The organism is Serinicoccus sediminis, from assembly GCF_004153545.1.
GTDB classification, from domain to species: domain Bacteria; phylum Actinomycetota; class Actinomycetes; order Actinomycetales; family Dermatophilaceae; genus Ornithinicoccus; species Ornithinicoccus sediminis_A.
Map to the genome: position 1 here is coordinate 208,927 of NZ_SDVA01000003.1, position 20,964 is coordinate 229,890.

The following is a 20,964-nucleotide window of genomic DNA, read 5'->3' on the forward strand; positions in this document are numbered from 1 at the left end:
CCGGGCCACGAGGCGCCCCCGGCAGGACTCGAACCTGCAACCTACGGATTAGAAGGCCGGTGCTCTATCCATTGAGCTACGGGGGCCACGGCCTCCCAGTCTAGGTGCTGGCTCCTCTAGGATCGGGCGCCATGACCACACCCTCGGGGGCGCAGGGACCCCTGGCCCGGTTGCGGACCGAGATCGACGACGTCGACGCCCAGGTCATGGAGCTCCTGGCGCGCCGCCTCGACCTCGTCTCCCAGGTGGGTGAGGTCAAGGGCCGCCACGGCCTGCCCATCTACGACCCCGAGCGCGAGCGCGCGATGATCGCCGCCAAGCGCGAGCGCGCGGCCGAGGTCGGGCTGCCGCCCGACCTCGTCGAGGACGTCCTGCGCCGCTGCATGCGCGAGGCATACACCCACGAGAAGAACATGGGCTTCACCCGCCAGGCGCCGGACCTCGGCCCGGTCGTGGTCGTCGGCGGCGGGGGGCGCATGGGTGCGCTGTGGGGCCGGATGTTCGCGCTGTCCGGGTATGACGTGCGCGTCGTCGAGCGCGAGGACACCCCCGAGCAGGTGGCCGCGGCGGTCGAGGGTGCCGGGATGGTGCTCGTGTCCGTCCCCATCCACGACACGGTGCAGGTCGTGCGCGACCTGCCGACCCTCCCGGCGGACTGTCTGCTGGTGGACCTGACCTCGACCAAGCGGGCCGTGATGCAGGCCATGATGGCCGCGCACGACGGCCCGGTCCTCGGGCTGCACCCGATGTTCGGGCCCGACGTCGACAGCTTCGCCAAGCAGGTGGTCGCCGCGGTCCCGGGCCGTGACGCGGGGGCCAGCACCTGGCTGGTGGAGCAGATCCGGCTGTGGGGGGCGCGGGTCCACGAGGTCGACGCCGACGAGCACGACCACGCGATGGGGCTCATCCAGGCGCTGCGGCACTTCTCGACCTTCGCCTACGGCTGGCACCTGGCCCACGAGGACCGCAACCTCGACACCCTCCTGGCGCTGTCCTCACCGATCTACCGGCTCGAGCTCATCATGGTCGGCCGGCTCTTCGCCCAGGACGCCGAGCTCTACTTCGACATCATCACCGGCTCCTCCGACGCGCTGGAGCTCATCGAGCGCTACCACGAGCGCTACTCCACCGCGATCGAGCTGCTGCGCACCGGCGACCGGGAAGCCTTCGTGCGGCAGTTCGGGGAGGTCGAGGCGTGGTTCGGCGAGCACGCCGACCGCTTCCTCGGCGAGTCCAAGGCGCTGCTCGCGCACGCGGACGCCTCGCGCGCCTGAGCCCGGCGGCGGTTCGTGTTGGTCCTCGGCCCCCCGCGGTCCACACTGGGGCCGTGACCACCGACCCCGACGTGCTGCTCCGCGCCGTCGAGCGGCTGCGGGCCTCGGCGGGGGAGGTCCGGCTGCCGCTCGACCTCGACCGTGCGCCCGAGGCGCGGACCGCCCGGCGCGAGCTCGAGCAGCAGCTCGACGACTACGTCCTGCCCCGGCTGCGCGCGCTCGACGCGCCCCTGCTGGCGGTGGTGGGCGGGTCGACCGGCGCCGGCAAGTCCACCCTCGTCAACTCCGTCGTCGGCGAGGAGGTCAGCCGGCCCGGCATCCTGCGGCCGACCACCCGCGCGTCCGTGCTCGTCCACCACCCGGACGACGCCCGGTGGTTCACCGGCACCCGGGTGCTCCCCGGCCTCGCCCGGGTGGGCGGGCACGCCACCGACGTCGAGGACCCGGGGGCGGTCCGGCTGGTCCCGTCGCCCGCGCTCCCGGCCGGACTGGCGCTGCTGGACGCCCCCGACATCGACTCGGTGGTGCAGGCCAACCGCCAGCTGTCGCGCCAGCTCCTCTCGGCCGCCGACCTCTGGGTCTTCGTGACCACCGCGGCCCGCTACGCCGACGCCGTGCCGTGGGAGCTGCTCCACGAGGCGGCCGACCGCGGCACCTCGGTGGCGGTCGTGCTCAACCGGGTGCCCCCGGAGGCCATGGAGCAGGTCCGGGTCCACCTGGCGACCATGCTCCGCGACCAGGGGCTGGGGAGCTCACCGATCTTCACCGTGCCCGAGGACGAGCTCGACGACGGCCGGGTCCCCGAGCGGCACGGCTCACGGCTGCGGGGCTGGCTGCACTCCCTGGCCGTGGACGCGCGCGCCCGCTCGGTCGTCATCCGGCGAACCCTCGACGGCACCCTGGGGTCCCTCGGCAGCCGGGCCGAGGCGCTCGCCGCCGCCGGCCGCCAGCAGGTCGACGCCTGGCGCGTGCTGGAGCGGGGGCCGCGGACGGCATACCAGGACGCGCTGGAGTCGGTCGGGCAGGGCGTGCAGGACGGCTCCCTGCTGCGCGGCGAGGTGCTCGCCCGGTGGCACGAGCTCGTCGGCACCGGTGAGTTCCTCCGCTCGGTCGAGGTGGGCGTCGGCCGCGTCCGCGACCGGGTGACCGCGTTCTTCACCGGCAGGGAGGTCTCCTCCGAGCCGCTGGGCGAGGCGCTGCAGACCGGCGCCGCGGCCCTCATCACCTCGCACGGTCAGGTGGCCGCGAGCACGGCGGCCCGCTCCTGGCGGCAGTCACCGGGCGGACGCCCGCTCGTCGAGGCGCACCCCGAGCTGGGCCGGGCCACCCCGGGCTTCACCGAGCAGGTGGAGCGCCTCATCCGGGACTGGCAGCGGGACATCCTGGAGATGGTCACCGAGGAGGCCGGGTCGCGGCGCACCACCGCCCGCTACCTCGCCTTCGGCGTCAACGGTCTGGGCGTGCTGCTCATGGTCGTCGTCTTCAGCGCGACCGCGTTCATCCCCACCGGTGCGGAGGTCGCGGTCGGCGCCGGCTCGGCGGTGCTCGCCCAGCGGCTCCTCGAGGCGGTCTTCGGCGACCAGGCGGTGCGGGCCATGGCCATCAGGGCGCGCGAGTCGCTGCTGGGGCGGGTGGAGGAGCTGTATGCCGCGGAGCGCGCCCGCTTCGACGCCACCCTGGGAGAGGTCGACGTGTCCGAGGACGCGCTGGCCGAGCTGGAGGCCGCCGCGGCGGCGGTGGAGGCCGACCGGTGAGCCGCCGGCGCACCCGGCCGAGCCTGGGCATCGGCGAGCGCTCGGAGCTGCTGGCCACGGCGCTGCAGGTCGGCGGCGAGGAGCTGGACCCGACGAGCACCGGCGCGGCCCGCGAGGTGCTGGGCCGGGTCGGGGAGCGCTGGGCGATCGCCGGTGGCCGCACCGTGGTCGCGCTCGCCGGGGCCACGGGTTCGGGCAAGTCGAGCCTCTTCAACGCGCTGGTGGGAGAGGACGTGTCCGCCATCAGCCCCCGCCGGCCGACGACCGCGGAGTCGGGTGCGGCGGTCTGGGGCGACGAGGACGCCGGTGAGCTGCTCGACTGGCTGGGGATCGCGAACCGCCACCACGTCGCGCTCACCGAGGCGAACGGCGGGCTGGACGGGCTCGTGCTCGTTGACCTGCCCGACGTCGACTCCCGCGAGCTGCGGCACCGGGTGGAGGCCGACCGCATCCTGGAGCGCGCCGACGTCTTCGTCTGGGTCGCCGACCCGCAGAAGTACGCCGACGCCCGCCTGCACGAGGACTACCTGCGCCCGCTGCGGCACCACGACGCGGTCATGCTCGTCGTGCTCAATCAGGTGGACCGCATCCGGGAGGAGGGCGGGGTCGAGAAGGTGGCGGCCGACCTGCGGCGGCTCGTGCGGGAGGACGGTGCCGGCGACCACGAGGTGATCACCACGTCCGTCCGCACCCAGCGCGGCCTGGGCGACCTGGCCTCCCGCATCGGCGCCGTGGTGGGGGCACGCAACGCGGCCGAGGCCCGCCTGGCGGCCGACCTGCGCGCCACCGCGTCCGGCGTGCGGTCCGCGGGGGTGGGGGAGCGCACCCCCGACTTCGGTGAGCAGGCCGACCGGCGGCTGCACGAGGCCCTCACCGTCGCCTCCGGCGTGCCGGTCGTGCTCGACGCCGTGGACCGTGACTACCGACGCCGGGCCCACGCCCGGACGGGTTGGCCGTTCACCCGGTGGCTCTCCGGGCTGCGGCCCGACCCCCTGCGACGGCTGCGGCTGGGGGACGACAGCCCCGGCCCGGCCGGCATCGCCCCCTCCGACGTGCGGGCCGTGCTTGGTCGCTCCTCGCTGCCCCGCCCCACGCCGGCCGCGCGGGCCAACGTGCAGCTCGCGACCCGGCGGCTGGGTGAGGGGGTGGGCGGTGACCTCCCGCCCCGGTGGGCCGACGCGGTGCTGGAGGCCGCGAGCCCGGCGGAGGACACCCTCTCCGACGCCCTCGACCAGGCCGTCGTGGGCGTGCCGCTGCGCGCCCGCACGCCGGTGTGGTGGTCGGTGCTGGGCGCCCTGCAGCTGGTCCTGGCGGCCACCGCGGTCGGCGGGCTGCTGTGGCTGGCGGCGCTCGTCGTGCTGGGGTGGCTGCAGCTGCCGGTCGAGGCGCCGTTCTGGGGACCGGTGCCGGTGCCCCTCGCGCTCCTCGTCGGCGGGGCGCTGGGCGGACTCCTGCTGGCGGTCGTGGGCCGCGCGGCGGCCGGTGTCGGTGCGGCGCGGCGACGGCGGCAGGTCCAGCACCTGCTCCACGACGCCGTCGACGAGGTGTCCTTCCGGCACGTCCGCAAGCCGGTCATGACCGTCCTGGACCGGCACGAGAAGACCCGCTCGCTGCTGGAGCAGGCGGCCGCCTGACGGTCGGGGTCGGCCGCCCCGGGGTGGTGGTCGTCACGCTCCTCACCGTCCTGGCCGCCTCACCCACGTCGACGCGTCGTGGCCGCGTCGTCCACATCCTCCTGTTGACGGCGACGTCGTCCACAGATGCCGGCGGACCGCTGGTCGGTGACGGCGCTGCCGCCCATCCTGGTGGCACGTCCACGAGCCCGTGGGCGCCCATACGTCCAGGAGGGGGACGCACCATGATGAACGAACCCACGATCACCCTGACCGGCAATCTGACCCGGGACCCGGAGCGCAAGACCAGCACCGCGAGCGGCAAGGACTTCGCGGTCGTGCCGATCGCGGTCAACCGCCGGCGCTTCGACGCGGCCCAGGGTGGCTGGATCACCTCGGACACGATGTTCATCGACCTGCTGTGCTTCCGGCACATCGGAGCCCTCGCGCTCGCGAGCTTCCGCAAGGGTGACCCGGTCGTGGCGCACGGCCGCCTGTCGCTGCGCGACTGGAAGACCGACACCGCCGCGGGCACGACGGCGGTGGTCGACGTGGACACCATCGGCCACGACGCCACCCGTGGGGTGAGCCGGTTCACCAAGGGCCGGGTCGGTTACGACGGCGACCGGCTCGACGAGCACGACCCGACGCCACCGGGTGCCCGGGCCGGCGGCCTGGTCGGGGCCGCCGAGGAGCGGACCGGGGCGGGCCGGGAGGGTGACCACGGCGCCGGGGGTGAGGAGGCAGCTGTGCCCGAGGGGGCGACCGCGCCCGGTCCCGACATCGAGGTCGACGGCGACGGCGTGGTGGTGGACGACGCGCAGGCGGACGGGGTGCTGGCCCGCAGCGCCTGAGCCGGGGCGGGGCGGGGAGAAAGATTCGGAGTCGGCCCGCCCGCCCCGATACCCTGGCGGCATGGCCGAATTCATCTACACCATGACCCGTGCCCGCAAGGCGCACGGCGACAAGGTGATCCTCGACGACGTGACGATGTCCTTCTACCCGGGCGCCAAGATCGGCGTCGTCGGGCCCAACGGCGCCGGCAAGTCGACGATCCTCAAGATCATGGCCGGGATGGACCAGCCGTCCAACGGCGAGGCCCGGCTGACCCCCGGCTACTCGGTCGGCATCCTCGAGCAGGAGCCCCCGCTCAACGAGGACAAGACCGTGCTCGGCAATGTCGAGGAGGGCCTGGGCGAGATCAAGCGCAAGGTCGACCGGTTCAACGAGATCTCCCAGGAGATGGCCGAGCCGGACGCCGACTTCGACGCGCTCATGGCCGAGATGGGCAGCCTGCAGGAGGAGATCGACCACGCCGACGCGTGGGACCTCGACGCCCAGCTGGACCAGGCCATGGACGCGCTGCGCTGCCCGCCCGGCGACAGCGACGTGACCGTGCTCTCCGGTGGCGAGCGCCGCCGGGTAGCCCTCTGCAAGCTGCTGCTGTCCAAGCCGGACCTGCTGCTGCTGGACGAGCCCACCAACCACCTCGACGCCGAGTCGGTGCAGTGGCTGGAGCAGCACCTGGCGACGTACCCCGGCGCCGTCCTGGCCGTCACCCACGACCGGTACTTCCTCGACAACGTCGCCCAGTGGATCGCCGAGGTCGACCGCGGGCGCCTCTACCCCTACGAGGGCAACTACTCCACCTACCTGGAGAAGAAGCGCGAGCGCCTGGCCGTCCAGGGCAAGAAGGACGCCAAGCTGGCCAAGCGGCTCGAGAGCGAGCTGGAGTGGGTGCGCTCCAACCCCAAGGCCAAGCAGACCAAGAACAAGGCGCGGCTGGCGCGCTACGAGGAGATGGCCACGGAGGCCGAGCGGACCCGCAAGCTCGACTTCGAGGAGATCCAGATCCCGCCGGGCCCGCGCCTGGGCAGCCAGGTCATCGAGGTGAAGGACCTCACGAAGGGCTTCGGTGACCGGACCCTCATCGACGGCCTGTCCTTCACCCTGCCGCGCAACGGCATCGTCGGTGTCATCGGCCCCAATGGCGTGGGCAAGACCACCCTGTTCAAGACCATCGTCGGGCTCGAGGAGCCGGACGGCGGCGAGGTCAAGGTCGGCGACACGGTCGAGATCTCCTACGTCGACCAGTCCCGCGGCGGGATCGCGGCGGACAAGTCACTGTGGGAGGTCGTCTCCGACGGGCTCGACTTCATCCAGGTCGGGCAGGTGGAGATCCCGAGCCGCGCCTACGTCAGCCAGTTCGGCTTCAAGGGCCCGGACCAGCAGAAGAAGGCGGGCGTCCTGTCCGGCGGGGAGCGCAACCGGCTCAACCTGGCGCTGACCCTCAAGGAGGGCGGCAACCTGCTCCTGCTGGACGAGCCGACCAACGACCTCGACGTCGAGACCCTGGGCAGCCTCGAGAACGCGCTGCTGAACTTCCCCGGCTGCGCCGTGGTCATCAGCCACGACCGGTGGTTCCTCGACCGCGTCGCGACGCACATCCTCGCCTACGAGGGCACCGAGGACGACCCGGCGAGCTGGTACTGGTTCGAGGGCAACTTCGGCGCCTACGAGGAGAACAAGGTCGAGCGGCTGGGTGCCGAGGCGGCCCGCCCGCACCGGGTCACCTACCGGCGGCTCACCCGCGACTGAGGGGTATGCCGCGTCGTCCCCGCCCCCGACCGCCGCTGCCGCCGCGGGACGGGCTGGGGGCGGCCCGGGTGCGCATGCCCGTCGGCGCCGACGGGCCGGACGGGCGGTCGTGGCCGACCGTCGCCGCCTTCCTCGAGCACCTCACAGGTGACCCCGACGGCATCGCCCGTCGCCTCGCCGACCAGGAGATCCGCCTGGCCGACGGGACGGTGGTGACCCGGGCGACGGCATACCGACCGGGCGCGGTGGTCCATCTCTACCGCGACCTGCCCGACGAGGTGCGCGTGCCGTTCGAGGTCGAGGTCCTGGAGCACGACGAGCGCACCGGGCTGCTCGTCGTCGACAAGCCACCGTTCCTCGCCACCATGCCGCGCGGCGCCCACGTCGTCGAGACGGTGGTCGTCCGGCTGCGGCGGTCGCTGCAGCTGCCGGACATCACCCCGGTGCACCGGTTGGACCGGCTGACCAGCGGCGTCCTGCTGCTCACCACCCGGCCGGAGGCGCGGGCGGCATACCAGCAGATGGTGCAGTCCGGCGGCCTGGCCAAGACCTACGAGGCGCTGGCCCCCGACGCCGACCACCTCGGCCTCCCGCTGACCGTCAGCAACCGCCTGGTCAAGGAGCGCGGGGAGCTGCAGGCCCGCGCCGTGCCCGGCGAGCCCAACGCCACGACCCGGGTGGAGCGGCTGGGCGTGGCCGCGGACCGCGGACACTACCGGCTGACCCCGACGACCGGCCGCACCCACCAGCTGCGGCTGCACCTGGCCGACCTGGGCATCCCCATCGACGGCGACCCGCTCTATCCCACGGTGCGGCACGTCGACCCCACCGATTTCGCGAGCCCGCTGCAGCTGCTCGCCCGGCAGGTCGGGTTCGAGGATCCCGTGACCGCCAGACCGCGGGTCTTCACCTCCCGACGGACGCTACCCCTTTCCGGGGCGGACGCCGACGCAGGCTGACCAGGGCGGGGAGGCGGCTCGACGGCCGGCCCGCCGGTCAGCCGCGGCGGCCCAGGAGACCCAGCAGGGGCGATCCCGCGCCGAGCAGGAAGCCCAGGTCGTACCAGTTGCCCGCCCGGTCGGTGTCGTAGAAAGGGAACTGCTCCCAGGCCCCGAAGACGTGCGCGATGAGGACCACCCAGGCGGTCAGCCCGTTCCACATCCCCCACAGCAGGTCGCTCCACCACATGCCGGTGATCCTCTCCGTCCTCCGTCGCCGCGGGCGGGTGCTGCCCGTCGGTCCGTCCCCTCCATGGTGCACCGCGGACCTGGGTCCGCCATGGGTGCGCGCGGACGGGCGGACCGGGCGTGCGGGCGCCGGCCGGTCCCGCTCGCACCACGCCTGGGAGACTGGGGCGCATGACTGACGCCGACGACCCCACCGAGGACGTGCCCATCGGCCAGTACGCCGTGGTGGGGGACATGCGCACCGCCGCGCTCATCTCGCCGGAGGGCAGCGTCGACTGGCTGTGCCTGCCCCGCTTCGACTCGCCCTCGGTCTTCGCCTCGCTGCTCGGCACCGAGCAGGACGGGCGGTGGCTGGTCCGGGTGTGCGACGCCGAGGTGGAGTCGCGCGACTACGTCGACGGCACCTTCGTCTTCCGCACGGTGTGGCGGTCCGCCGAGGGCACGGCCGAGGTGCTGACCTTCATGCCGCCGGGCGACGGCCGGTCCGACATCGTGCGTCACGTGCGCTGCCTCTCCGGCACGGTCGAGGTGGAGCACGAGCTCATCATGCGTTTCGACTACGCCACCCTGCGGCCCTGGGTGCACCGCACGCGCGTCGAGGAGGACGGTGACGAGGAGGTCCTCACGGCGGTGGGCGGGCCGTCGCGGCTGGTCCTGCACGGCCCGCTGCCCGATCCGGTCCCGGAGGAGGACGCCCACCGGGGGCGCCACCGGCTGCAGGAGGGGGACGAGCTGTGCTGGGTGCTGACCGGTCAGGAGTCCTGGCGGCCGCTCCCGACGCGCATCGACCCCAAGGTGCTGCTGCAGGAGACCGTCGACGGCTGGCGGGCGTGGACCGACCGCATCCACGCGGAGGGGCCGTGGGCGCGCCAGATCACGCGGTCGCTCACCGTGCTGCGGGCGCTCACCCACGCCGACACCGGCGGCATCGTCGCCGCCGCCACGACCTCGCTGCCGGAGGACCCGGGAGGGGAGCGGAACTGGGACTACCGCTACACCTGGTTGCGGGACTCGGCGCTGACGCTGCAGGCGATGATGACGCACGGGCTGGACGGCGGCGCCGAGGCCTGGCGCGAGTGGCTGCTGCGGGCGATCGCAGGCCACTCCAACCAGCTGCGCATCATGTACGGGCTCGGTGGGGAGCGTGATCTCACCGAGCGCGAGCTGCCCCACCTGCGTGGGTATGCCGGGTCCCGCCCGGTCCGCATCGGCAACGGGGCGGCGGACCAGTACCAGGCCGACGTCATCGGCGAGGTCATGCTCGCCCTCGCCCAGCTGCGCGACAGCGACATCGCCGAGGACCGGTACAGCTGGGGCATCCAGCGGATGATGCTGGCCACCCAGGCCGAGCGGCTGACCGAGCCCGACCACGGCATCTGGGAGATGCGGGGGGACAAGCACTTCTTCACGCACGGCCGGGTGATGATCTGGGCGGCCTTCGACCAGGGCGTGCGCGCCGTGGAGGAGTACGGGCTCCCCGGCGACGTGGACCACTGGCGCGCGCTGCGGGACCGGGTGCGGGCCGAGATCGAGGAGCGCGGCGTGGGTCCCGACGGCGCGTTCCGCCAGAGCTACAGCAACGACGAGGTCGACGCCTCGCTGCTGCAGATCCCGCACACCGGCTTCTGCGCCTACGACGACCCCCGCATGCTCGCGACGGTGCGCCGGCTGGAGGAGGAGCTCGTCGACGGGGCCGGCTTCCTGCACCGCTACCGGATGCACGAGAGCGACAACATGGACGGCCTGCAGGGTGACGAGGCGACCTTCTTCATCTGCACGTTCTGGCTGGTGGAGCAGTATGCCCGCACCGGTCGGCTGGAGGAGGCGGAGCGGCTCATGGAGGCCTGCGTCGAGGCCGGCCGGCCGCTGGACCTGCTCGCGGAGGAGTACGCCCCGGCCACCCGCCGCATGCTCGGCAACTACCCGCAGGCCTTCAGCCACCTGGGTCTGGTCCGGGCCGCCGACGCCATCGCCGACGTGCACAAGACCGCTAGCTGAGCGACGCCCGCGGCGACCGCCGGGCGACGGCGAGGGCCGGGGCGACTGCCAGGCGACGGCGGTGAGGTCTGCTTCCCCCGGGGCCGCACCCCTCGCACAGGACGCGTGGTCAGCCTGCACAGGACGCGTGGCCAGACGGCGCGTCCGGTGTCGTCTGGCCACGCGTCTGGTGTCGTCTGGCCACGCGTCCGGTGCAGGGGGAGGGGAGCGGAGGAGCGGGGGAGTGGAGGAGCGGAGAGAGGGGCAGGGAGAGGGGGTATGCGTCGGGCCCGTCCCCTCCGTGGAGGGGACGGGCCCGAGGCTCAGGACCGGCCGGGCCTCAGCCCGGCCGACCTGGGGTCACGGCGTGTTGACCGAGACCAGGGTGTAGGCGACCTCCTCGGTGCCGTTGCTGTAGCCGATCGCACCCATGTAGCGGGTGGCGGCGTCGAGCCCGGTCCAGGCGGCCGTCAAGTCGATCGGCGTGCCCGCGGTCACCGCGACCGGGGACGGCGTGACCGACATGTTGCCCTCGTCCGCAGACGGCATGAAGACGTGCAGCGGACCGCTGGCGGTGGCGCCGGCAGCGGCGTCCCAGTTGTCGATCGCGACGGTGTAGTCACCCGGGGCGGGCGCCATCATGGTGATGACCTCGTCCGAACCGCCGGCGGCGGACTGGCCGACGACGTTGCCGTCGCTGTCCTCCAGGTAGAGGTCGAGGTCCAGACCTGCCGGCGTCCACTCCGACTCCACGACCTCGACCCGGATGGCCGTGGTGCCCTCGGGCACCGTGACGGTCTGGGTGTAGTCGTCGTAGTCGGCGCCACCGCTCGGGCCGTCGGAGGTGACGTCCACGTCGGTGACCTGCGAGGCCATGAGGCCGTGCACGACCGAGGTGAGCTCTCCGGTGAAGCCCGGGGTGACCTCGAAGGTCTCCGAGCCCTCGCTGGAGGTCCCGCGGATCTCCTCCGGCGCACCCATGGCGACCGGCCGGATGGCCAGCGGGCTGCGCACGTCGGCGCCAGGACCGGTCCAGGTGAGCGACCCGAAGGTCCATTCGTCCAGCGGGGCACCGGCCGTGGTGAACGAGACCGTGAAGGTCGCCGTGCCACCAGGCTCCACGGTGATCGTCGAGGGCTCGACGACCGCATCGACCCCCGGGGGAGCCTCGACCTCGGCGGTGAACGTGCCACCCGCGCCGGTCGCGTCGGTCACCGTGCGGGTGACGGTCTGCGCGCCACCCAGGTCACCGATCGAGATGCTCGGGTAGTTGAGGTCGCTCGGGTCGGTCGTCCCGATCTGGTCGCAGATGCTCGTCCCGCCGATCAGCTGCAGCTGACCGATGGCGCAGGCGTAGGCGTACCAGTCGACGATGCCGGAGTCGTAGACCAGCGGCGTGTCGTAGGCCGCAGCCGGCTCGACCTCGCCCGAACCGTAGTGGAGCGGGCTGGCGGGGGCGCCACCGTAGTTGATGAGCTCGCCCTCGGAGTTGGTCGGGTCGGCCGTGGTCATCATCGCGGACTTGACGCCCATCGGGCCCCACTCCGGGTTGTCCTGCATCATCAGCGCGGCCAGGCCGGCGATGTGCGGGGCGGACATGGAGGTGCCGGAGAGGCTGTCGAAGTTGGTGCCACCGGTGGAACCGGCCGGGGAGACCGCGGCGATGACGTCGACACCGGGGGCGGTGATGTCCGGCTTGAGCAGGTCCCCGCCACCGGCGATCGCCGGGCCGTAGGAGCTGAAGCCGGCCATCTCCGGGTAGGTGATCTCCGGGCCCTCGCCGGAGGCCGAGATGGTGGCCACCGGGTTGGGGTCGGAGGCCTCGTAGGCCTTGATCGCGTCACCGGCGGTGCCGTTGACGTGGATCGTGGGCACCGAGTGGAAGTCGCCGTTGAGCGACTCGTTGTCGTTGTTGTTGGCCAGGATCATGCCCACACCACCGGCAGCCTCGACCGTCTCGCTCTTCTCCGTCCGGGCGTTGGTGCCCCGGGTGCAGATGACGACGTGGTCGGCGGCGGCAGCAGCGTCGAGCGAGCCGGGCAGGCACAGCAGCGCCTGGTCGGCGGTCGCGCCCGCAGCGGGGATGTCGACCGAGTTGACCAGCGGGGCCGGGCCGACGCCGTCACCGGCGCTGATGCCGGCGAAGGTCTCGGTGCTGTCCGGGAACAGCGTCTTGATCTGGTCCATGACGTTCTTGGCCAGCGCACCCTCGCCACCGAGGACGACCGCGGACTCGGGGGCCAGCGCCTCCATGCCCTCGAGGACCACCTCGGGGACGTCGGTGGGACGGCTCAGCATGACCGGGACACCCTGGTAGCCGGCCAGGGCCGACCCCGCGAGAGCGTCCGGGTAGTCGCGCCCGGTGGCGGTGTGCACCACGGGAGCCGGGTCGTCCGCGCTGAAGCCGAACTGCTCGGCGACGGCGACCGACGTCCCGTACCGGTCGGTGCCGGCGATGCGCTCGGAGGCGCCGAGCTCGGTGAAGACATCACCGGTGACGGCCTTCGGCCCACCGATGACGTGAACCTCGGGGTCACCCATCGCGGCCAGCGCCTCACGGACCGAGTTGGGCACCCGGTCGGTCTTGGTGAGGAGCACGGGCACGCCCTCGCTGCCGGCGAGCGCCGAGCCGGACAGCGCGTCCGGGAAGGCTTCGTCCTGGCCGGTGGCGATGTAGACGTGGTCCGCGTCGCCGTACTGCTGGGCGACGAGGGCGGCGGTCTCGTAGCGGTCGTCGCCGGCGACGCGGGTCACCGTGCCGTACGCCTCGAGGGCGTCGCTCACCGTGGTGGAGACGGCGTTCTCGCCGCCGAGCACGACGATGTTGTCGGGGTCGATCGCCTCGAGCGCGTCGATGGTGGCTCCCGGGAGCTGGCCGACCTTCGTCAGCAGGACCGGGGCCGGGGAGCCGTCGGGGGCGACGGCCGGCTGGTCGAGACCGGTCGCAGGGACGAGGCCCTGCGAGGCGGCCGCGGCGCCGGAGAGGGCGTCGGCGAACTGGTTGCCGGTGGCGATGTAGACCGTGTCCACGCCCTCCGGGTAGGCCGCCGCGATGAGGGCTGCGGTCTCGTAGCGGTTGTTCCCGGCGATGCGGGCGACGGGAGCCTCGCCCACCTCGACCTCGGCCGAGTTGGTCCGGCTGTGGGTGGAGGCCGCGACGGTCATGGTCCACGGCGAGTTGTGCGCGACCGAGCCCGGACCGAGGTCAGCGCCCGAGTTGCCCGCGGAGGCCGACACGAAGACGCCGGCGTCGGCCGCGTTGAGGAAGGCGATCTCGTCGGCGGACACGACGAACTGGGAGGAGCCGGAGACCGAGTAGTTGATGACGTCGACACCGTCGGCGACCGCGTCGTCGATGGCTGCGACGAGACCGGCCGACGAGCCGGAGCCGCCGCCGGACTCGGTCTGCCAGAGCGCCTTGTAGAACGCGAGGTGGGCGGCCGGGGCCATACCGCTGCCGGTGCCCAGCTCGGTCCCGTTGAAGTCCATCTCGACGCCGTTGTTGCCGGCCGAGGTGCCACCGACGTGGCTGCCGTGCCCGTTGGTGTCACGGGGAGACAGGAAGTCGAAGGCGGTGTTGTTGCCCGCGGCGTAGTAGCGGGCGCCGATGACCTTGCTGTTGCAGGTGACGTTGTCGGCGGGGTCCGCCTCGGCGCCGTTCACGCACTCGCCCTGCCAGCCCTCGGGCGCGGCCGGGTCGCCCGGGAGCGCGGCGAAGCTGGGGTTCTCCGGCCAGAAGCCGGAGTCGATGATGCCGACGACGATGCCGGCACCCGCGTCGGCGTCGCCGCCGAACTGGGTGTTCCAGACGCCGTCCTCGCCGGTCAGACCCAGGTAGTCGGGGGTGGTGACGGTGTCGGCGGTGCGGACCTCGTCCTCCCACACCGCGGCGACGTCCGGGTCCTTGCGCAGCGCTGCGACCTGCGAACCGGTGAGCTCGGCGGTGAAGCCGTTGAACGAGGTCGCGTAGGTGTAGACCGCGTCCGAGCGGTCCAGGCCGACCGAGTCGAGCACGGCGTTCTGCTGCCGGTCCAGGTATGCGGTGTACTCCTCGGCGGCGGCGCTCGTGGTGTTGAGCTTCTCCCCCTCGGCGGGCTTGGTGGCCGGGATGCCCTTGACGCCGCCGTCGTAGGCGGCCAGCGCGCTGTCCGCGAGCATGACGATGTAGGTGCCGTCCTCGTTGACCGTCAGGTCCGGGTTCGCCCATGCTGCGGGGGCGACCAGGGCCAACGGTGCGACGACGGCCCCTGCGCCGGCGAGCGCCAGCAGGCGCGTCCTCCGGCGAGCAGATGGCTGATGCACAGTCAGTGTCCTTTGCTTGGAACGGTGGACGTCGCCGCTGGACAGCCCCTCGCCGTCGAGAAGCCGAAAAGTTCCCCAGGGTGACCTCTGGAAGTATCGTCCGGCCCACTCAGGGTGTCTACAGGGAGGCCGGAAAGACCCCCCGTCTTGACTGAATCGTTACCCTTCCGCCACGTCACTCAGGACGGGTCGGGAGTGGGCTTCAGCCGCACCATCCCCTCCTGCCCGACCGTGGCCAGCAAGGTGCCGTCGGCGGCGAACATGTGGCCGGTACCGAGCCCCCGGCCGGACTGCGCGGACGGGGAGCTCTGCGTGTAGAGCACCCAGTCGTCCACCCGGGCAGGGCGGTGGAACCACATGGAGTGGTCGAGGCTGGCCGGGCGCAGCCGGGGGTCGCCCCACCCGATCCCGTGGCGACGCAGGATCGGCTCCAGCAGCGTGTAGTCCGAGGCGTAGGCGAGGATCGCCGCGTGCAGCAGCGGGTCCTCCGGCAGCTCGCGGGCGATCCGCAGCCAGACCGACTGCTCGCTGGCCCCCGGCTCCCCGGGGCCGAGCAGCAGCGGGTCGACGTGCCGCAGCTCGACGGGTCGCCGTCGGGCCGTCTCCTGGGCCACCGGGTGGGGCACCTGCTCGAGGATCTGCCGGTCCGAGCGCAGCGTGTCCGGGTCCGGTGCCGGGGGCATGGGGATCTGGTGCTCGAGCCCCTCCGACACCTCCTGGAAGGACATGATGATCGACATGAGGATGCGGCCGTCCTGCACCGCGTGCACCCGGCGGGCGCTGAAGCTGCGCCCGTCGCGCATCCGCTCGACGAGGAAGCGCAGCGGCCGGTTGGCGTCGCCCGCGCGCAGGAAGTAGCCGTGCATCGAGTGGATGGGCCGGTCCAGCGGCTCGGCGTCCGACCCGTCCTCGACCGGCGCCACCGTCCGGCCCGCCGCGACCAGGCACTGCGCGAGCACCTGGCCGCCGAACACCCGGCCGTGCGGCATGGGCTGGCTGCGGCCTGCGAAGACGTCGCCCTGCGAGTCGGCCAGGTCCTCCCCGGTGCCCTCGGGCGAGGCCACCCGGATGGTGGTGGACCCCTCCCGGCGCAGGTCGAGCACCTCGAGCAGGTCGTCGATCGGGTAGTCCAGCGGCGTCTCGGTCACGACCACGCAGCCTAGTGAGTCACTCGATCTGCGCGGAGGGCGCCCAGATGTCCACGCCCTCGGTGTGGCCGGAGAGCCGGTCGATCTCGGTCAGCTCCTCGTCGGTGAAGTCGGTGCGGCGCGCGGCGGCCAGGTTGTCCTCCAGCTGCTCGATGCTCGACACCCCGATGAGGGTTGACGTCACCCCGCCCGGCCGGATGGCCCACGACAGCGCCATCTGCGCCAGGCTCTGCCCCCGGCCCTCCGCGATCTTCGCCAGCCCGCGCAGCCGCTCCCGGTTGCTGTCGGTGAGCACGCTGCTGTCGAAGGAGGGCCGCTCGGTCGCCCGCTCGGCGTCGTCCCGGTCGAGGTACTTGTCGGTGAGCAGCCCCTGGGCCAGCGCGGTGAAGCCGATCGAGCCCAGGCCGTGCCCGGGCAGGGCCTCCAGCAGGCCGTCCTCGACCCACCGGTTGAGCATGTTGTAGGACGGCTGGTGGATGACGAGCGGGGTGCCGAGCTCCCGGGCGACGGCGACCGCCTCGGCGGTGCGCTCGGGGGAGTAGCTGGAGATGCCGGCATACAGCGCCTTGCCCTGGCGGACCGCGGTGTCGAGCGCCCCGACCGTCTCGGCGACCGGCGTGTCCTCGTCCGCGCGGTGGGAGTAGAAGATGTCGACGTGGTCGACGCACATGCGGCCCAGCGACTCGTCGAGGCTGGCGAGGAGGTACTTGCGCGAGCCGAGCATCCCGTAGGGGCCGGGCCACATGTCCCAGCCCGCCTTGGTGGAGAGCACCATCTCGTGGCGGTAGGGGGCGAAGTCGGTCCGCATCATCCGGCCGAAGTTCTCCTCGGCGGAGCCGTAGGGCGGGCCGTAGTTGTTGGCCAGGTCGAAGTGGGTGATGCCCTCGTCGAAGGCGCGGCGGAGGATGGCGCGCTGGGTGTCGAAGGGGCGGTTGTCGCCGAAGTTGTACCAGAGGCCGAGCGAGAGCGGCGGCAGCAGCAGGCCGCTGTCCCCGACCCGGCGGTAGTCCAGCTTCTGGTGCCGGTCGGGCGCCGCGACGTAGGGCCGGTGGGTGTCGGGGACGTCCTGGGCGTAGTAGGCATCGGTCATGGGCCTCACGCTACGCGCGTCCGGGTGGGGCGCCGCCGTCGGCCCGCGCCCAGGTCGGGGTCAGCGACGGCTGGGACCATGGGGTATGCCGCAGCGCACCTCCTCCGCACCCGTGACCGGCGCGCGGGGTCGGCCTGGGGTGGGTGTGCTGGTCCTGGTCGTCGCGCTGGTGGGGGCGACGGTGGTGGCGTGGCGGCCGGTCGGTGACTGGGTGAGGGCGGCGGGCGCGCCGTGCGCGGTCGTCGTCGACGGGGCGCCGGTGCCGCTGTCCCACGACCAGGCGCGCGCGGCGACCGCGGAGGCGGCCCGGGGGCTGCGCGGCCAGGACGCGGGCCCGGCGGAGGGCGAGAGCCCGGGCGACGGGGGTGAGGCGCCGGAGGTGGAGCTGGCCGCGGGGGTGGTCGAGGCCGTCCGGTCCGCCCGCGCGGACACCGCGCTGACCTGCCGGGTGTCGGCGGCCGAGCCCGCCCCCGAGGAGACGACCGGGTCCGGGCTGACCCCTCGCGCGCAGGAGGTGCTCGACGCGGTGCGGGCCGAGTTCGGCGAGGTGCCGGTGGGCGGGTTCGCCCCCGGCGGCGTGGGCTCCGGGCACGGCGAGGAGTCCACCCACTACGACGGCCGGGCGGTCGACGTCTTTTTCCGGCCGGTGACCGAGGAGAACCTCGACGACGGGTGGGTGCTCAGCCAGTGGCTGGTCGCCCGCGCCGACGTGCTCACCGTGCAGTACGTCATCTTCGACGACCACTTCTGGGGCGTGCGCGGCTCCGGGCGGGGGTGGCAGGACTACCGCGCCCCGGGCGGGTCTGACGACCCCGTCCTGCGCCACCGCGACCACGTCCACGTCGACGTGCTGCGAGGCGAGTGACGGCGCCGCAGCGACCTCCCCACGCCGACCTGAGCAGAGAAACGTCGCCCACGCAGGCCCTGCAACCCCTGCTTGGGCAACCTTTCGTTGCTCAGGGTCGCTGGTGGGGCTTGTCCGCTGGCCGGGGCCGGGTCAGTCGACCACCACGACGTCGAGCGTGCGGGGGCCGTGGACGCCCTCGACGCGGTTGAGCTCGATGTCGCTGGTGGCGCTGGGGCCGCTGATCCAGGTCAGCGGACGGGCGGGGTCGAGCAGCGCGACGGCGTCGGGCACGTCGTGCACGACCTGCTCGGCCCGGACCACGCAGACGTGGTGGTCGGGCACCAGGGTGAGCGCGCGGCGCCCCTGGTCCGGAGCATGGTCCAGGACGATCGTGCCGGTCGTGGCGACCGCCACCCGCGCCGCGGTGACGACGGCGTCGATGCCGTCGAGCTGGTCGGCGGAGAGCGGCCTGCCCTCGTCGTCCTCGTCGGGGCGCACCCGCAGGCCGGCGTCCCGTGCCCTCTCGACCCACGCGGGGTCGAGCCCGGAAGGCACCAGCACGGTGTGGGCCCGGCCGCGCACCAGGGCCGCGGCCACCTCCGCGCCGACCTGCTCCGGCCGGCACCGGACGACGCTGGCGCGGTAGTCGGTCACCGTCTCCACGAACAGCGTCAGCGTGGCCTGGGCGGACTCGCTGGTGGCGGCGATGATCGGGACGGGGCCGCGCTCGCCGGGTCGCGTCGTGACGTCGGCGGTCGCCGCGCGCAGCCGGGCCAGGATCTCGTCGCGGCTGCTCATGGCCCCTCCTCCGGGGTATGCGGCTCGCCGCCGCTCGCGGGTCGGTCGCCATGGCCCGCGGGTCGGTCGCCGCCGGTCGCGGGTCCGTCGCCGCGGGTGCGGGCCCACCACTGCCGGAAGGTCTCCGTGGGCGGGGTGGGGAGGTCGCGGGCCTGGGTCCAGGCGCCGAGCCCGGGCAGCGAGCGGAGGGTCCGGCCGCCGAGCAGGCGGCCGCCGAGGGTCGCCGCACGCTGGGACGCCTCCAGCCGGCGGTGGTCGCCGAACACCCACGCCGCCGCCTTCATCGACGCGGCCTCGGCCGAGCGCCCGTTCGCCTCGTCGACCACCTGGCTCCGCAGCCGCACGAGCAGGGAGGGGATGTCGATGCGGACCGGGCAGGCCTCGAAGCAGGCACCGCACAGGCTGCTGGCGAAGGGCAGGCTCTGGTCGACCTCCGAGGAGGTGCCGCGCAGCAGCGGGTTGAGCACGGCGCCGATGGGACCCGGGTAGACCGAGCCGTAGGCGTGCCCGCCCGTCCGCTCGTAGACGGGGCAGACGTTGAGGCAGGCCGAGCAGCGGATGCACCGCAGCGCCTCCCGCCCCACCTCGTCGGCGAGCACCCGGCTGCGGCCGTTGTCGAGCAGCACGACGTGGACCTCCTGCGGACCGTCACTGGGGGTCACCCCGGTCCACATCGAGGTGTAGGGGTTCATCCGCTCGCCGGTGCTGGACCGGGGCAGCAGCTGCAGCATGGTGGCGAGGTCGGCGAAGGTCGGCAGCACCTTCTCGATCCCGACCACGGTGATGAGCGTCTCGGGGAGGGTGAGGCACATGCGCCCGTTGCCCTCGGACTCCACGACCACCAGGGTCCCGGTGTCGGCCACGGCGAAGTTGGCCCCGCTGACCGCGACCCTGGCCCGCAGGAACTTCTCCCGCAGGTGCAGTCGCGCGGCCTCGGCGAGCCGCTCCGGCTCGTCGGTGAGGTCCGCCGGAGCCGCCCGCCCCACCGCGCCCATGCGGCGGGCGAAGATCTCCCGGATCTCGGCCCGGTTGCGGTGGATGGCCGGCACGAGGATGTGGCTCGGCCGGTCCTCGCCGAGCTGCACGATGAGCTCGGCCAGGTCGGTCTCCCAGGCGGCGATCCCGGCCGCCTCGAGTGCCTCGTTGAGCTCGATCTCCTGGGTGGCCATGGACTTGACCTTGACCACCTCGTCGGCGCCCTTCGCCCGCGCGAGGTCGACGACGACCTGGTTGGCCTCGGCGGCGTCGCGCGCCCAGTGGACCGTCGCGCCGCGGGCCGTGAGGTTGGCCTCCAGCTGCTCCAGGTAGTCGGGCAGGTGGTGCAGGGCCTCGTCCTTGGCCGCCGCCCCGGCCAGACGCAGGTCCTCCCAGCCCTCCACCTCCCCGACGGCGGCTGCCCGCTTGGCGCGGATGGTCGCCGTGGCGTGGGCCAGGTTGCGCCGTTGCTGGGTGTCGGCCAGGGCGCCCGCGGCCGCGCGCTGGAACGACGGCATACCGAGGAAGGTGGGGGAGGTGTCCTGCACCGGGAGCTCGGTCATACCGGAGCCTCCTGCGTCGAGGCGAGCACCTGCGCCAGGTGCACGGTGCGGACCCCCGAGCGCTGCCGGTCCAGCACCCCACCGATGTGCGCGAGGCAGGAGTTGTCGCCGGCCACCACGACCTCGGCCCCGGTCTCCCGCACGTGCCGCGCCTTGTCCGCGCCCATGGCGATGGAGGTGTCGGCGTTCTTCATCGCGAAGGTGCCGCCGAAGCCGCAGCACTCCTCCGCGGCCGGCAGGTCGACCAGGTCGATGCCGCGGACCGCGCGCAGCAGCCGCAGCGGCTTGTCGCCGACCCCGAGCATGCGCAGGCTGTGGCAGGTGGGGTGGTAGGTCACGCGGTGCGGGTAGTACGCCCCGACGTCGGTGACGCCGAGCACGTCGACGAGCAGCTCGGAGAGCTCGAGCACGCGCGGGGCGAGCGAGCGCACCTCGCGCTCCAGCCCGGCGTCGCCGGCGCGGCGGGCCAGCACCGCGTGCTGCTCGCGGACCGACCCGACGCACGAACCGCTCGGCGAGACGACGTGGTCCGCCCCGGCGAAGACGTCGACGAAGCGGCGGACCAGAGGGGTGGCCTCGTCGGCATACCCGGTGTTGGTGAACATCTGCCCGCAGCAGGTCTGCTCGCGCGGGAAGACCACCCGGCAGCCCAGCCGCTCGAGCAGGGTGACGACCGCGCGGGGAGCCTGCGGCCACAGGGTGTCGTTGAAGCAGGTCGCGAAGAGCGCCACCGTGGGGCTCGCCACCTGCGGGCCGGCCGGGCCGGTCACGGTGCCTCCTCCCGCTGCGTGGTGCTGGTGTCGAGCCCAACCTACCGCTGCCGGCGGGGCTTCGCCCG

15 protein-coding genes and 1 tRNA gene are annotated in these 20,964 nt (G+C 73.4%); 8 read left to right on the forward strand and 8 right to left on the reverse strand.

Annotation, left to right across the window (positions count from 1 at the left end; genetic code table 11):
- Positions 1–13 precede the first annotated feature (13 nt).
- Positions 14–86: transfer RNA gene (locus EUS26_RS04760), tRNA-Arg, on the reverse strand.
- A 45-nt stretch (positions 87–131) separates the two neighbouring features.
- On the opposite strand from EUS26_RS04760, the gene tyrA reads away from it, so the two are divergent.
- From tyrA to EUS26_RS04790, 6 genes are all read left to right on the forward strand, one after another.
- On the forward strand, positions 132–1,274 hold the full coding sequence (gene tyrA, locus EUS26_RS04765; protein ID WP_130012029.1) for a bifunctional chorismate mutase/prephenate dehydrogenase: 1,143 nt from the start codon (positions 132–134) through the stop codon (positions 1,272–1,274).
- 53 nt (positions 1,275–1,327) lie between these two features.
- On the forward strand, positions 1,328–3,028 hold the full coding sequence (locus EUS26_RS04770) for a dynamin family protein (protein ID WP_130012030.1): 1,701 nt from the start codon (positions 1,328–1,330) through the stop codon (positions 3,026–3,028).
- Positions 3,025–4,662 (forward strand): YfjP family GTPase, encoded by a 1,638-nt coding sequence (locus EUS26_RS04775; RefSeq protein ID WP_130012031.1) that lies wholly within the window; start codon positions 3,025–3,027, stop codon positions 4,660–4,662. Before EUS26_RS04770 ends, EUS26_RS04775 begins: the two co-directional genes overlap by 4 nt.
- 224 nt (positions 4,663–4,886) lie before the next feature.
- Positions 4,887–5,495: a single-stranded DNA-binding protein gene (locus tag EUS26_RS04780; RefSeq protein ID WP_130012032.1), complete on the forward strand. Its 609-nt coding sequence runs from the start codon at positions 4,887–4,889 to the stop codon at positions 5,493–5,495.
- Between the two features lie 61 nt (positions 5,496–5,556).
- Entirely contained in the window at positions 5,557–7,239 is a 1,683-nt protein-coding gene (ettA, locus tag EUS26_RS04785; protein ID WP_130012033.1) for an energy-dependent translational throttle protein EttA, read from the forward strand.
- Positions 7,240–7,244: 5 nt separating this feature from the next.
- On the forward strand, positions 7,245–8,198 hold the full coding sequence (locus EUS26_RS04790; protein ID WP_130012034.1) for a pseudouridine synthase: 954 nt from the start codon (positions 7,245–7,247) through the stop codon (positions 8,196–8,198).
- Between the two features lie 37 nt (positions 8,199–8,235).
- Here EUS26_RS04790 and EUS26_RS04795 read toward each other — a convergent pair whose 3' ends face one another.
- A complete protein-coding gene (locus EUS26_RS04795) occupies positions 8,236–8,427 on the reverse strand; it encodes a hypothetical protein (protein ID WP_130012035.1) in 192 nt (63 codons plus the stop codon).
- Between the two features lie 170 nt (positions 8,428–8,597).
- Here EUS26_RS04795 and EUS26_RS04800 point away from each other — a divergent pair, with 170 nt between their 5' ends.
- Positions 8,598–10,424, forward strand: coding sequence for a glycoside hydrolase family 15 protein (locus tag EUS26_RS04800; RefSeq protein WP_130012036.1), 1,827 nt, complete (start codon positions 8,598–8,600; stop codon positions 10,422–10,424).
- A gap of 339 nt (positions 10,425–10,763) precedes the next feature.
- On the opposite strand, the gene EUS26_RS04805 is transcribed toward EUS26_RS04800, so the two are convergent.
- From EUS26_RS04805 to EUS26_RS04815, 3 genes are all read right to left on the reverse strand, one after another.
- Complete coding sequence (locus tag EUS26_RS04805) at positions 10,764–14,705, reverse strand: cell wall-binding repeat-containing protein (RefSeq protein ID WP_130012037.1); 3,942 nt, start codon at positions 14,703–14,705, stop codon at positions 10,764–10,766.
- A 179-nt stretch (positions 14,706–14,884) separates the two neighbouring features.
- Positions 14,885–15,853: an acyl-CoA thioesterase gene (locus EUS26_RS04810; protein ID WP_130012038.1), complete on the reverse strand. Its 969-nt coding sequence runs from the start codon at positions 15,851–15,853 to the stop codon at positions 14,885–14,887.
- Between the two features lie 19 nt (positions 15,854–15,872).
- Positions 15,873–16,943, reverse strand: a complete 1,071-nt coding sequence (locus tag EUS26_RS04815; RefSeq protein WP_130012039.1) for an aldo/keto reductase — start codon at positions 16,941–16,943, stop codon at positions 15,873–15,875.
- Positions 16,944–17,028: 85 nt separating this feature from the next.
- Here EUS26_RS04815 and EUS26_RS04820 point away from each other — a divergent pair, with 85 nt between their 5' ends.
- The gene (locus tag EUS26_RS04820; protein WP_202865052.1) at positions 17,029–17,808 is read left to right on the forward strand and encodes a VldE C-terminal domain-containing protein; all 780 of its coding nucleotides are present in this window, start codon (positions 17,029–17,031) and stop codon (positions 17,806–17,808) included.
- 132 nt (positions 17,809–17,940) lie between these two features.
- Here the strand turns inward: EUS26_RS04820 and EUS26_RS04825 are convergent, their stop codons facing one another.
- From EUS26_RS04825 to EUS26_RS04835, 3 genes are read right to left on the reverse strand one after another with little or no spacing between them, the layout of a single operon-like run.
- On the reverse strand, positions 17,941–18,588 hold the full coding sequence (locus EUS26_RS04825) for a LutC/YkgG family protein (protein WP_130012040.1): 648 nt from the start codon (positions 18,586–18,588) through the stop codon (positions 17,941–17,943).
- A complete protein-coding gene (locus tag EUS26_RS04830) occupies positions 18,585–20,126 on the reverse strand; it encodes a LutB/LldF family L-lactate oxidation iron-sulfur protein (protein WP_130012041.1) in 1,542 nt (513 codons plus the stop codon). The genes EUS26_RS04825 and EUS26_RS04830 overlap by 4 nt, the downstream gene beginning before the upstream one ends.
- Positions 20,123–20,896, reverse strand: a complete 774-nt coding sequence (locus tag EUS26_RS04835) for a (Fe-S)-binding protein (protein ID WP_238148807.1) — start codon at positions 20,894–20,896, stop codon at positions 20,123–20,125. Before EUS26_RS04835 ends, EUS26_RS04830 begins: the two co-directional genes overlap by 4 nt.
- Between the last annotated feature and the right edge of the window lie 68 nt (positions 20,897–20,964).

Excerpts from the sequence above, each read along its gene's own strand:
- tyrA (WP_130012029.1), top strand. The coding sequence starts at position 132 with ATGACCACACCCTCGGGGGCGCAGGGACCCCTGGCCCGGTTGCGGACC.
- EUS26_RS04780 (WP_130012032.1), top strand. The coding sequence starts at position 4,887 with ATGATGAACGAACCCACGATCACCCTGACCGGCAATCTGACCCGGGAC.
- ettA (WP_130012033.1), top strand. The coding sequence starts at position 5,557 with ATGGCCGAATTCATCTACACCATGACCCGTGCCCGCAAGGCGCACGGC.
- EUS26_RS04790 (WP_130012034.1), top strand. The coding sequence starts at position 7,245 with ATGCCGCGTCGTCCCCGCCCCCGACCGCCGCTGCCGCCGCGGGACGGG.
- EUS26_RS04795 (WP_130012035.1), bottom strand. The coding sequence starts at position 8,427 with ATGTGGTGGAGCGACCTGCTGTGGGGGATGTGGAACGGGCTGACCGCC.
- EUS26_RS04800 (WP_130012036.1), top strand. The coding sequence starts at position 8,598 with ATGACTGACGCCGACGACCCCACCGAGGACGTGCCCATCGGCCAGTAC.
- EUS26_RS04815 (WP_130012039.1), bottom strand. The coding sequence starts at position 16,943 with ATGACCGATGCCTACTACGCCCAGGACGTCCCCGACACCCACCGGCCC.
- EUS26_RS04820 (WP_202865052.1), top strand. The coding sequence starts at position 17,029 with ATGCCGCAGCGCACCTCCTCCGCACCCGTGACCGGCGCGCGGGGTCGG.
- EUS26_RS04825 (WP_130012040.1), bottom strand. The coding sequence starts at position 18,588 with ATGAGCAGCCGCGACGAGATCCTGGCCCGGCTGCGCGCGGCGACCGCC.
- EUS26_RS04830 (WP_130012041.1), bottom strand. The coding sequence starts at position 20,126 with ATGACCGAGCTCCCGGTGCAGGACACCTCCCCCACCTTCCTCGGTATG.